The organism is Sulfitobacter sp. 1A12779 (assembly GCF_043557315.1).
Taxonomy (GTDB): Bacteria; Pseudomonadota; Alphaproteobacteria; order Rhodobacterales; family Rhodobacteraceae; genus Sulfitobacter; species Sulfitobacter faviae.
The window spans coordinates 173,623-185,669 of sequence record NZ_JBIFFU010000008.1 but is presented as its reverse complement, the minus strand read 5'-3'; the positions used below and the strand labels follow the sequence as shown (position 1 = coordinate 185,669).

Annotated in this window: 12 protein-coding genes; 1 reads left to right on the top strand and 11 read right to left on the bottom strand. The window is 62.2% G+C overall.

Annotated features, from left to right (window positions below):
• Positions 1 to 148 precede the first annotated feature (148 nt).
• The 10 genes from phoB to ACGYLQ_RS11715 form a co-directional block, all read right to left on the bottom strand.
• Positions 149 to 838 carry a phosphate regulon transcriptional regulator PhoB gene (gene phoB, locus ACGYLQ_RS11760; RefSeq protein ID WP_067266767.1) on the bottom strand — a complete coding sequence of 230 codons (690 nt, stop codon included), beginning with the start codon at positions 836 to 838 and terminating at the stop codon, positions 149 to 151.
• Positions 839 to 842: 4 nt separating this feature from the next.
• On the bottom strand, positions 843 to 1,550 hold the full coding sequence (phoU, locus tag ACGYLQ_RS11755) for a phosphate signaling complex protein PhoU (protein ID WP_394443135.1): 708 nt from the start codon (positions 1,548 to 1,550) through the stop codon (positions 843 to 845).
• Between the two features lie 4 nt (positions 1,551 to 1,554).
• Positions 1,555 to 2,352: a phosphate ABC transporter ATP-binding protein PstB gene (gene pstB, locus ACGYLQ_RS11750; protein ID WP_067266771.1), complete on the bottom strand. Its 798-nt coding sequence runs from the start codon at positions 2,350 to 2,352 to the stop codon at positions 1,555 to 1,557.
• 15 nt (positions 2,353 to 2,367) lie between these two features.
• Positions 2,368 to 3,723 (bottom strand): phosphate ABC transporter permease PstA, encoded by a 1,356-nt coding sequence (gene pstA, locus ACGYLQ_RS11745; RefSeq protein WP_394443133.1) that lies wholly within the window; start codon positions 3,721 to 3,723, stop codon positions 2,368 to 2,370.
• Complete coding sequence (gene pstC / locus ACGYLQ_RS11740) at positions 3,720 to 5,216, bottom strand: phosphate ABC transporter permease subunit PstC (protein WP_394443131.1); 1,497 nt, start codon at positions 5,214 to 5,216, stop codon at positions 3,720 to 3,722. The genes pstA and pstC overlap by 4 nt, the downstream gene beginning before the upstream one ends.
• A 70-nt stretch (positions 5,217 to 5,286) precedes the next feature.
• Positions 5,287 to 6,327, bottom strand: a complete 1,041-nt coding sequence (locus ACGYLQ_RS11735; protein WP_394443129.1) for a substrate-binding domain-containing protein — start codon at positions 6,325 to 6,327, stop codon at positions 5,287 to 5,289.
• A gap of 138 nt (positions 6,328 to 6,465) precedes the next feature.
• The gene (locus tag ACGYLQ_RS11730; protein ID WP_394443137.1) at positions 6,466 to 7,518 is read right to left on the bottom strand and encodes an ATP-binding protein; all 1,053 of its coding nucleotides are present in this window, start codon (positions 7,516 to 7,518) and stop codon (positions 6,466 to 6,468) included.
• 1 nt (position 7,519) lies between these two features.
• The gene (locus ACGYLQ_RS11725) at positions 7,520 to 8,041 is read right to left on the bottom strand and encodes a gamma carbonic anhydrase family protein (protein WP_209217795.1); all 522 of its coding nucleotides are present in this window, start codon (positions 8,039 to 8,041) and stop codon (positions 7,520 to 7,522) included.
• On the bottom strand, positions 8,038 to 8,685 hold the full coding sequence (gene gmk / locus ACGYLQ_RS11720; RefSeq protein WP_394401072.1) for a guanylate kinase: 648 nt from the start codon (positions 8,683 to 8,685) through the stop codon (positions 8,038 to 8,040). The genes ACGYLQ_RS11725 and gmk overlap by 4 nt, the downstream gene beginning before the upstream one ends.
• Before the next feature lie 3 nt (positions 8,686 to 8,688).
• Positions 8,689 to 9,579, bottom strand: coding sequence for a YicC/YloC family endoribonuclease (locus ACGYLQ_RS11715; protein WP_394443127.1), 891 nt, complete (start codon positions 9,577 to 9,579; stop codon positions 8,689 to 8,691).
• A 241-nt stretch (positions 9,580 to 9,820) separates the two neighbouring features.
• On the opposite strand from ACGYLQ_RS11715, the gene ACGYLQ_RS11710 reads away from it, so the two are divergent.
• A complete protein-coding gene (locus ACGYLQ_RS11710; RefSeq protein WP_394443125.1) occupies positions 9,821 to 10,519 on the top strand; it encodes a PAS domain-containing protein in 699 nt (232 codons plus the stop codon).
• A 90-nt stretch (positions 10,520 to 10,609) separates the two neighbouring features.
• On the opposite strand, the gene ACGYLQ_RS11705 is transcribed toward ACGYLQ_RS11710, so the two are convergent.
• Positions 10,610 to 11,980 (bottom strand): class II 3-deoxy-7-phosphoheptulonate synthase, encoded by a 1,371-nt coding sequence (locus tag ACGYLQ_RS11705; protein ID WP_271687274.1) that lies wholly within the window; start codon positions 11,978 to 11,980, stop codon positions 10,610 to 10,612.
• Between the last annotated feature and the right edge of the window lie 67 nt (positions 11,981 to 12,047).

The following is a 12,047-nucleotide window of genomic DNA, read 5'->3' as shown; positions in this document are numbered from 1 at the left end:
TCTGTATGTGCCATGTCTGTTCTCCTTGCTTTTTCAGCAAGATACCGGAAGTGTCGCAACCCAGTTTAGAATGTGCCGCGGCTACATATGTAAAACTTATAATCATAATTATGTAAATAAGAGACGTCCTGAGAGGAGATGAGACAGTTTAACCCAAGGCGTAACCCGCACCGCGCACGGTTCGGATCGGGTCTCCACCACCTTCGCGCGTCAATGCTTTGCGCAAACGCGCGATATGAACGTCCACCGTGCGCGTGTCGACATAGATGTCGCGGCCCCAAACGTGGTCGAGCAGTTGATCGCGGCTGAACACGCGCCCGGGTTTTTCCAGCAGCGTCGTCAGAAGCCGATACTCCGTCGGCCCCAGTTTCAGCTCGTTACCCGCGCGGCTCACGCGGTGACGCTCCGGGTCGAGCTGGATGTCGTCAAAGCTCAGCAGCGCGCCTGCGGCTGCGGGACGTGTGCGGCGCAACTGCGTGCGCACACGGGCCATGAGTTCGCGCAGGTTGTACGGCTTGATCACATAGTCATCCGCGCCGGTTTCGAGCCCCCGCACAGTATCCACTTCCTCAGAGCGCGCTGAGAGCATGATGACCGGAATGTGCCGCGTCGCCTCGCGCGATTTGAGCTGGCGGCAAACTTCGATGCCGCTCATCAAGGGCATCATCCAATCGAGGATCACCAAATCCGGCGCAGCCTCTGAGACCAGAAGCATGGCTTCTTCGCCGTCTTCGGCCCGGCGCACCTCAAAGCCTTCGGCTTCGAGGTTATAGGCCAGTACCTCACGTTGCGCGGGTTCATCTTCTACCAGCAGAACTTGCGGTCGTGTGACGTCCATCGTCTCAGTCCTTCGCGGTGATCGAAGTGCGGTCGGCCTTGGGCCGGTCGTCCTCGGGGGTCTCACCGGTCACCAGATAGACAACCTGCTCGGCGATGGCGGTCACATGGTCACCCATACGTTCGACGTTTTTGGCGATGAAATGCAGATGCATACAGGCGGTGATGCTGCGCGGGTCTTCCATCATAAAGGTCAGGAATTCGCGGAAGAGCGCGTTATACATCTGGTCAACATCTTCGTCGCGGGTGATCACATCCCGCGCGAGGTCTGCGTCGCGCTGAATATAGGCGTCGAGCGCATCTTTCAGCATTGCCTCGACCGCACCAGCCATGCGGCGGATCGCGCCGGTGCTGTCGCTCACCGGCTCCATCTGGTTCAAGACGCTGGTGCGCTTGGCCATGTTTTTTGCATAGTCGCCAATACGTTCGAGGTTGGCGCTAATCTTGATGACGCTCAGTGTCAGACGCAGGTCGATCGCCGTGGGCGCGCGCAGCGCGATGACACGGGCGGCGCTTTCGTTGATCTGCTCTTCCAGCCCGTCGATGGCCTTGTCCCCTGCCCGCACCTCATTGGCGAGCTCTTGGTCGCGGGTTTCCAGCGATTGCGCGCCGCGGCGAATGGCGTCTTCGACCAGCCCGCCCATTTTGAGGATCTGCGCCTGAACGGCTTCCAGATCGCGGTCGAATGCTGATGCAATGTGTTGATCTGACATGATATTATCCAATACGGCCGGTGATGTAGCTTTCGGTGCGCGGGTCTTGGGGCCGCGTGAAGATGTCGTCGGTGTCGCCAAATTCCACGAGGTTGCCGAGGTGGAAAAAGGCGGTTTTCTGGCTCACCCGCGCGGCCTGTTGCATGGAGTGCGTGACGATCACGACGGAGTAGTTCTGCCGCAATTCGTCAATCAATTCCTCGACTTGCGCGGTGGCGATGGGGTCGAGAGCCGAGCATGGTTCGTCCATCAAAAGCACTTCGGGTTCGGTTGCCACGGCGCGGGCGATGCACAGACGCTGCTGTTGGCCGCCCGACAGGCCGGTGCCCGGTGCGTGCAGACGGTCCTTCACCTCGTTCCAGATCGCGCCCCGGCGCAGGGCCTGTTCGACGATATCGTCGAGGTCGGCCTTATTGCGGGCCAGCCCGTGGATGCGCGGGCCGTAGGCCACGTTGTCGTAGATCGACTTTGGGAAGGGGTTTGGCTTTTGAAAGACCATGCCCACTTTGGCGCGCAGCTGCACCGGGTCGACCCGTTTGTCATAGATGTCTTCGCCATCGATGCGGATGTCGCCGGTCACGCGGGCCACATCAATTGTGTCGTTCATCCTGTTGATACAACGCAGAAAAGTCGATTTGCCGCAGCCCGAAGGGCCGATAAAGGCGGTCACGGTCTTGTCGTTGATGTCGATGTCCACGTCGCGAATGGCGTGGCTGTCACCGTAGTAGACCTGCACGTTGCGGGCCGCGATCTTGACGGGTTGGGTTGTCACGTCACTCTCCGAATATCTGTTGTCTTTCATGGTCCCGTCCTTGGTTTACCAGCGACGCTCAAAGCGGCGGCGCAGCAGCACGGCGATGGCATTCATCGTGATCAGGAACACCAGCAAGATGATGATACCGCCCCAAGCGCGTTCGTAGAAGGCCGGGTCGGCGCGTTTGGCCCATTCGTAGATCTGGGCCGGCATGGCGGAGTTCGGGGCCATCAGCCCTTCGGCGATGCTGTCGGGCGGGTTGGAAGCGATGAAGCCAACCATGCCGATCAGCAGCAAAGGTGCCGTTTCGCCAAGGGCTTGGGCAAGCCCGATGATCGTCCCTGTCAGGATGCCCGGCGCGGCGAGGGGCAGCACATGGTGGAACACCGATTGCATTTTCGAGGCCCCTACCCCAAGCGCCGCGTCGCGGATCGAGGGCGGCACCGATTTCAGCGAGGCGCGGGTCGAGATGATGATCGTCGGCAGGGTCATCAGCGTCAGCACCAGACCGCCCACCAGCGGGGCCGAGTTCGGCAGGTGCATGTAGTTGATGAACACCGCAAGGCCAAGGATACCAAAGACGATCGAGGGCACTGCGGCGAGGTTCGAGATGTTCACTTCGATGATGTCGGTGATCCAGTTCTTAGGCGCGAATTCTTCGAGGTAGATCGAGGCGGCGACCCCGACGGGCAGCGCCAGCACCAGCACCACCAGCATCATCGCGAAAGAGCCGATCATCGACACGCCCATGCCCGCCGCTTCGGGCCGCGCGTCAGAGGCGTCGGCGCCTGTGATGAAGTCGAGGTTGAACCGCTTTTCGATGCTGCCGTCGGCGATAAACGCGTCAACCAGATCAAGCTGCTCGGCACTGATGTTCTTATCATTGGCGATGCTTTCGCGGGTCACGCGGCCCTTGAGGTAGCCATCGACACGGCTGTTGGTCAGGAACTCGAACTCGGCATTCGTGCCGATCAGATCGGGGTTGGCCAAGACGTAGTTGCGCAACTGGGCGGCGGCGTCTTTCGACAGGATATCTGCCATCGCCTTGGGCTTAAGATCGGTCTCGACCTCACCCGCTTCGACCTTGTTTTCAAAGGCAGCTTTCAGCAGCGGTGAATATCCGAAGGTCGAGACCTTCTTGATGTCTTCCAAATCGCGGTTGCCATTCTTGTCGAGCTTGTCTTCCAAAAGCGGCACGGAAAGCGTCACATAGGTCTGCTGAAACGCGCCGGTCCCGCGCGAGATGATGGTGAAGAGCAGCGTCAGCAGCATCAGCAGGCCAATGACGATGGCGATGATGCCATAGAGCTTGAAACGGCCCTCGGCAGCGTTGCGGCGTTTGGTGCGCCCGTCTTGGACCAGCAGTGAGGCTCCGCGCGGGTCTGCGATGGGGGCTGCGGGGTTGGGGATATCGCTCATTCGTACTGCTCCCGGTATTTGCGCACGATGTAGAGGGCCAACACGTTCAGGCCCAAGGTCAGGACGAAAAGGGTCAGGCCAAGGGCGAAGGCTACCAGCGTCTCGGGGCTGGCGAAATCGCTGTCCCCGGTCAACTGGCTGACGATGCGGGTGGTGATGGTGGTCATGGCCTCCAGTGGATTGGCCGAGATGCGGGCGATGGCCCCTGCCCCCAGCACCACGATCATGGTCTCACCGATGGCGCGGCTCGCGGCCAGCAGCACGGCGCCCACGATGCCCGGCAACGCGGCAGGCAGCACCACTTGGCGGATCGTTTCGGATTGGGTCGCGCCCAGCCCGAAGGAGCCGTCGCGCAGCGATTGCGGCACCGCGTTGATGATGTCGTCCGACAGGGAAGAGACGAAGGGGATCAACATGATGCCCATGACCAGCCCGGCGGTCAGGACCGAGGTCGCCCCCGACATCCAATCGACGCCCAAAAGCCCTTCTTCCCCGCGCCCGAAGACTTGGACGAGGAACGGCCCAACCGTCAGCAGCGCGAAAAGGCCGTAAACGATTGTCGGGATGCCTGCGAGGATTTCGAGCAGCGGCTTGGCCGTGGCGCGCACCTTGCGGCCTGCGTATTCGCTGAGATAGATCGCGGCGAAAAGCCCGATGGGCACGGCCACCAGCAGCGCGATGAGCGAGATATATAGCGTCCCCCAAAGCAGCGGCAGGATCGAGAGGTCACTGTCGCCGCGGAAGTTCGGTGCCCAAGAGGAGCCGAAGAAGAAGTCGGTCCATGGATGCAGGTTGAAGAAATTGATCGTCTCGAACAGCATCGACAGCACGATGCCCACGGTGGTCAGGATCGCGAGCGACGCAGCGAGGATCAGCAGCGCCTTCACGCCCCCTTCGACCCGGTTGCGGGCGCGGAAGGTGGCATCGGTTTCGCGGTAGACCATGGCCAGCCCGGCCAAGGCGATCAGCGCCACGATGATGTTGCGCCAGAAATTGCCCGTCGCCGTCATCTCGCGGTAAGCCTGCGCAGCTTGCAGCACCTCGGGGCTAATCTCGGCGCCCAAGGCAACGCCCTGTTCGCCCAGCCATGCGCGCAGGTCATCGACGGCGGAAAGATCGGTCGCATCGGCGGCGCTAAGCGCGCCGGAGGAGACGGCCGCGTCCAGCCCATCGGCCAGACGGCGCACATCGCTCATGATCAGATTGACGGAGGAGCCTTCGGGCACAGCCTCGGCGGGGATCATATCAACCACCGAAGATTGCACCAGCATCGGCTGAACCAGCAGCCAGATGCCCAAAACCAAAAGCGCGGGCACCGCCACGCTCATCACCGCATTATAGCCGTAGTAGCTTGGCAGCGAATGCAGCTTGCGGCTGTCGCCTTGGGCAGAGGCCAAAGCCCGACGCCGCGCAAGGAAATACCCGCCCAGTGCCAGTGCCGCGATCAGGATGACCAGCGGCAGCACCGCGCCTGTTGTCAGTATTTGTCCCACATGTCCCCCGGTGGATCAAAAAGCGAAAAACCGGGGGCAGTCACCCGCCCCCGGCGATAAGGGTAAAGGCTTAGGAGCCGCTGCCCATCACGGTCTCATCGGCAACCACGGACTGGGTGTCGGCCAGTTCAGGGTCGGAGACCAGACCGTATTCGGCCAGCGGGCCGTCGGGGCCGGCAACTTCGTCGGCGACGAAGAACTCAGCGTATTCCTTCAGGCCGGGGATCACGCCGAGGTGGGCTTTCTTGACGTAGAAGAACAGCGGGCGCGACACGGGGTAGTCGCCCGAGGCGATGCTCTCGGTGGTTGGCTCGACGCCGCCCATGGTGGCAACTTGCAGCTTGTCGGTGTTGTTCTCGTAGAAGGCCAGACCGAAGACGCCGATGCCGTCTTGGTTGCTTTCGATGCGCGCCAGAGTCTCGGTGTAGTCGCCGTCGATGTCCACGGACTTGCCGTCGGTGCGCAGGCTGATGCACTCTTTCTCGGCGGCTTTCTTGTCGCCATCTGCGGCTTCGAGGAAGGCTTCGAAATCACCGGTTTCTTCGCAGCCCGCGAGGATCACCTTGTCTTCAAACACTTCGCGCGTGCCGTGTTTGGTGCCGGGGATGAAGGCTTGGATCGGCTGGGCGGGGAAGTCGGGGTTGACCTGATCCCATGTGGTATAGGGGTTTTCTGTCACTTCGCCGTCGACGACAACTTTGGCGGAGAGGGCTTTGTACCAATCGACCGGCGTGAACTCGAAGGTCTCGCCATTGATGTCGGAGGCAAAGACGATGCCGTCATAGCCGATGCGCACTTCGATAATGTCGGTCACGCCGTTCTCGGCACAGGCCGCCACTTCGGCGTCCTTGATCTGGCGCGAGGCATTGGCCACGTCGATGGTGTTCTCGCCCACGCCTTCGCAGAAGCGCTTGAGGCCAGCCGAGGAGCCGCCCGATTCCACGACCGGTGTCGGGAAGTCGAAGTTCTCGCCAAAGGCTTCGGCGACGATGGAGGCATAGGGCAGCACGGTCGAGGAACCGGCAACCTGTACTTGGTCACGCGCGGCAGCAGCGGTTGCGGATACGGCGGCAATCGCCAGGGCGGAAGTGGTGAGTTTTGCGAGTGACATGATATCTCCTGTCAGATGCGAATTGGTGACCACCCCATGGTGATCTGCGCCCCGTCTATGAAGGCGGTGCTGTGCTTTTGTGACAGCAACGTTACAGTTTCATGACAGTCGGCCTGAATCACCAAATTTCTGCGAAGATCAGTCAGAACCCGGTTTCATTGGCAGAATCACGCGGAATTCGGCCCCTTCGCCGGGGGTGCTGGTGATCTTGAGCCGCCCGCGGTGGCGATTCATGATGTGTTTGACGATGGCCAGACCCAGCCCCGTTCCGCCAAGCGCACGGCTGCGGTGGCTGTCGACCCGGTAGAACCGTTCGGTCAGCCGCGGCAGGTGAATCGCGTCGATCCCGGGACCGTGGTCGCGCACATTGACATAGACCGCAGGGCCGCGCATCGCCGGATCATGGGCCGTGTGTGCGACCGAAATCTCGACCCGGTTGTCGCGCCCGCCATATTTAATCGCGTTCTCGATGAGATTGGTACAGACCTGCACCAATTGATCCGCATCACCTAGCACAAGGGCCGGCGCATCGCCCAGTTTGGGCGCCAGTGTCACATTGCTATCGACCGCCAGCGGCGCGAGGTTGCGCAGGGTGCCGCGCAGCACATCACGCAGATCAACCGGGGCCTCGGGGCGCACGCGCTCTTCGGCCTCGACCCGGCTGAGCGACAAAAGCTCCCCCACCAGCCGGTTCATTCGTTCGGCTTCTTGCGCCATGATCCCCAGAAACCGCTCGCGCGCCGCCGTGTCGTCGCGTGCCGGGCCTTGCAGCGTATCAATGAAGCCGATGAGCGCGGTGAGCGGGGTGCGCAACTCATGGCTCACATTGGCCACGAAATCGCGGCGCATCTGGCCTGCCTGCGCCATCTCCGTCACATCGTTGAAACTGAGCAGGACAATCCCGTGGTCCCCCACCGGGCGCAGGCTGACGTCATAGGTGGTGCCATGTTCGCCGCCGGTGCTGGTAAAGCGCGCTTGGCAGGCCCCCGCACCCGCGAGACAGCGCTCGACCGCTTCGACCAGCCCCGGCTGGCGCAGCGCGGTGACGAAATGGCGGCCCAGCAGCCCCTTGCCCAGCAAATCCTCGGCAGGCGCGTTCAGAACGGTGATCCGCTCTTCGGCATTGATGGCCACGCTTGGCAGCGGCAGCGCCGCCACCACATCGGAAAGGGTTACGGCGGTGCTGCCCATGTCAGAGCGGTTCGAGATCGCGGCGGAAGCGCGCGGCGTTCTCGGCATAGTGTTTGGCGCTCGCGGTCAACTGTTGGATCGCCTGCGCATCAAGCTCACGCACCACTTTCCCCGGTACGCCCATGACGAGCGACCCATCGGGGATCACCTTGTTTTCGGTGATCAGCGCCCCTGCCCCGATCAAGCAGTTTTTGCCGATCTTGGCACCATTCAGCACCGTGGCCCCCATGCCGATCAGAGAGTTGTCGCCGATGGTGCAGCCGTGCAGCATGACCTTATGGCCGATGGTGCAATCTTCGCCCACGGACAGCGGATAGCCCATATCAGTGTGAAAGACGCAATTCTCTTGCACATTGCTGCCGCGGCCCACGGTGATCATCTCATTGTCGCCGCGCAGGGTGCTGCCAAACCAAACTGAGGCTTCGGGGCCGAGCGTCACCTTGCCGATGACATTGGCGTCAGGGGCGACCCATGCATCGGGGGAGACTTCGGGGCGGGCATCGGCGAGGGCGTAGAGGGTCATTTCAATTCCTCGAATTCGGATTGCAGACGGCGAACGTGGTCCTTGATGGCGGGCTGTTGGCTCAGCCGCAGACGGGCGGCGGTGATGATGGACTTCAGCCGCGCCTCGGTCTGGTCGAGATCGTCGTTCACCAGCACGAAGTCATAGCCGTCCCAATGGCTGATCTCATCCCAGCTTTTGCCCATGCGCTTGGCGATGGTTTCGGCATCGTCTTGGCCCCGGCTTTCCAAACGGCGCTTCAACTCGGTGATCGAGGGCGGCAGCAGGAAGATCGACAGCGTGTGGGTGTTCAGGTCGGAGTTGCGGATCTGCTGTGCGCCCTGCCAGTCGATGTCGAAAAGGATGTCCTGCCCCTCATCAATCGCCGCCTGCACGGGGGCTTTGGGGGAGCCGTAGAAGTTGCCGAAAACATGGGCGTGTTCCAGCATTTCGCCCTCGGCCACGGCCTGACGGAATTCCTCTTCGCCGACAAAACGGTAATCCTTGCCGTCCTCTTCGCCCGGGCGGGGGGCGCGGGTGGTGGCGGAGACCGAGAAGTTGATCGTCGGATCCCATGCGCGCAGGGCGCGGGCCATGGTCGATTTGCCCGCCCCGGAGGGGGAACTGAGGATGATCAGAAGGCCGCGTCGGCTTGGGTTTGTCACGTCTTACTCCACATTTTGCACTTGTTCGCGCATTTGGTCGATCACCGCCTTCAGGGCCAGACCGACAGTCGTCAATTCGGTGCTCTGCGCCTTGGAGCAGAGCGTGTTGGCTTCGCGGTTGAATTCCTGCATCAGGAAATCCAGCTTGCGCCCCACCGGCCCGCCCTGCCCGATCAGCGCACGCGCGGCGGCGACATGGGCGGCGAGGCGGTCGATCTCTTCGGTGACATCGGCTTTGACCGCGATCAAGGCCAGTTCCTGCGCCATCCGGTCTGCATCCGCGCCCTCACTGTTGTCGAGCACGCGGGCAAGGTTGCGGCGCAACTGGGCAGCGGTTTCTTCCTTACGGGCCTCGGCCAATGCGGCGGCTTCGGCAGCGAGGTTTTCGACCTCGGTCAACTGCTCTTGCATTACACTGGCCAGCGCCGCGCCTTCCTGCGCGCGCATCTCGTTGAAATCGCGCAGCAGGGTCGGCACTTCCGCCAGCAGAGCGGCGCGCAGTGCGTCGATGTCCTGTGCCTGATCGGCCTGTTCCAACACACCGCGCATGGAAAGAATGTCGCTCGCCCGCGAGGGCGCCAGCGATACGCCGGCATCCATCGCACGGGCCTCGATCTCATGCAGAACGGTCAGCAGCGTGTCGACATGCGCCTCGTTGATCTGCAAGCTGCCGTCACTCTCAGCCGAGGAGATGCGCAGGTTGCAGGTGAGATTGCCCCGCGCCACCTCCGCCGAAATTTGCTTGCGCAGGGCGGCCTCAAGCCCCTCGACCCAATCGGGCACGCGCAGCCGCAGGTCGAGCCCTTTGCCATTGACCGCGCGCAGCTCCCAAGACCAGCTCCAATCCTCCAAAGCGCCGGAGGCAGAGGCGAAACCTGTCATGGACCTGATCATCGGCGCGTTCCTTGCAAGGGCGGTCATGTCCTGCCTTACGGCGAAACCCCCGCGAGGGGCAAGCCCCCGCCCCCTCGGCCCGGCGGATCCCTTGGCTCACGCGTTAACCATTTCAGCGAAAGCATGACGAATTCCTTAACCGTCTGCGGTATTAATGATTTGGTAATCATTTCGGCCGCATTGTGCCGCTGTCGTTTCAAAACGGCTGCTGTATTGGCCAAGTCCTTATGGGTGAGTTTCAATGGGCAATACAGGCCACACCGCGCAGAATGTTGTCGCCATGTCAGATCATCGGACGCATGTTGGCTATGGCCCGCTCGCGCAGGTCGAAGCCTATTGGGAGGCCCTGCGCGGCAACAGGTTGATGCCGCGGCGGTCGGATATCGACCCGCGCGGGATCGAGCAGGCATTGGAATATGCCTTTATCCTCGAACGTGTCGCCGTGGGTGTCGGACGGTTGCGGATTGCGGGCGGCCATCTGCGCGATCTCATGGGGATGGAGGTGCGCGGCATGCCGATCACCGCCTTTTTCGGCACGCAGTCGCGCCCCCGCGTCAGCGAAGCGCTGGAAGAAGTGTTTCAGATGCCCGGCCAGATCACACTGCACTTGGGCGCGGCGGCGAGCTATGGGCGGCCTGCCTTGACGGGGCGGATGCTGCTCTTGCCGCTGAAAAGCGATTTGGGCGATGTCAGTCGGGTGCTGGGCTGTCTCGTCGTGCTGGGGGAGATCGGCCAAACCCCGCGGCGCTTCGATCTGGCGCAGGCCACGCGGCAGAGCGCCTTTGGCGGTGTGGCCAAACCTGTGTGCCATGCCGATCCCTTGCAGCAGCCGCTTTTGCCACGCGAAACCGGATTCGCAGAGCCGAAGGCAAGCTTCACCGCCGCCCCGGCGGGTGACATCCCGCCCTATCTGCGTCTGGTGAAGTCAGAGCAGGAATAGCCCGCCCGCCGCCCTCGGAACGTGAAAACGCCGCCCCGCAACTAGCGGGACGGCGTCTCTTTCGTCACAATCAAGTGCAGGCCGAGGCTGTTACCCCGCCGCCCGCGCCGTCTGTGCCACGCGGCGGTTCGACAGTTCCTCGGCCACGAGGAAGGCCAGTTCCAGCGATTGGCTGGCGTTGAGCCGCGGGTCGCAGGCCGTGTGGTAGCGATCGGACAGGTCTTCGTCGCTGACCGCCCGCACACCGCCGGTGCATTCGGTCACGTCTTGGCCGGTCATCTCGAAATGCACACCGCCGGGGACGGAACCTTCGGCGTTATGCACGGCAAAGAACTCATGCACTTCGCGCAGCACGGAATCGAAGGGTCGGGTCTTGTAGCCGGTCGAGGATTTGATCGTGTTGCCGTGCATCGCGTCACAGGTCCAGACGACGTTGGCGCCCTCTTCCTGAACGGTCTTGATCAGACGCGGCAGGTGATCGCCCACCTGCCCCGCACCAAAGCGCGAGATCAGGGTGAGACGGCCCTCTTCATTCTCGGGGTTCAGCTTGGCCATCAACTGCTTGAGGTCATCGCTGGTCATCGAGGGACCACACTTCAGGCCAATCGGGTTTTGCACGCCGCTGGCAAACTCCACATGCGCCCCGTCGGGCTGTCGCGTGCGGTCACCGATCCAGATCATGTGACCGGAGCCCGCGAGCCATTTGCCGGTTTGGCTGTCACGGCGGCAAAGCGCCTCTTCATACTCCAGCAGCAGCGCCTCGTGGCTGGTGTAGAATTCCACCGATTGCAGCGTATGCGCGGTTTCGGCGGTCACCCCTGCGGCGGCCATGAAATCAAGCGTGTCAGAGATGCGGTTGGCGATCTCACGGTATTTCTCGGCCTTTTCGTCATCGGTGAATCCCAGCGTCCAGCCGTGGACCTGATGCACATCGGCATAGCCCCCGGTCGAGAAGGCGCGCAGCAGGTTCAGCGTGGCGGCGGCCTGCGTATAGGCGCGCAGCATCTTCTGCGGGTCGGGGATACGCGCCGCTTCGTTGAAGGCCAGATCGTTGATGATATCGCCGCGGTAGCTGGGCAGTTCCACGCCATCCACCACTTCGGTCGGGGCCGAGCGCGGCTTGGCGAATTGACCGGCCATGCGGCCCAGTTTGATCACCGGCACCTTGGCCCCATGGGTCAGCACGATGGCCATCTGCAACATCACCTTGAAGGTGTCGCGAATGGCGTCCGAACTGAATTGCTCAAAGCTCTCCGCACAGTCGCCGCCCTGCAAAAGGAAGGCTTCGCCACGGCCCGCGGCGGCCAGATGTTTCTTCAACCGGCGTGCTTCGCCCGCAAAAACGAGGACCGGATAGCGTGCCAGCTGTGCCTCAACCGCTTCCAATGCGGCTTGGTCAGGGTAATCGGGCATCTGGACGCGCGGTTTGCTGCGCCAGCTCGAGGTGCTCCAGTCTGTCATCTTTCTACTCCGCTCCACAGCGCCGAGTGTCGGCGCTTCGTGATCTTTCTCTATACAAAGGCGCGGG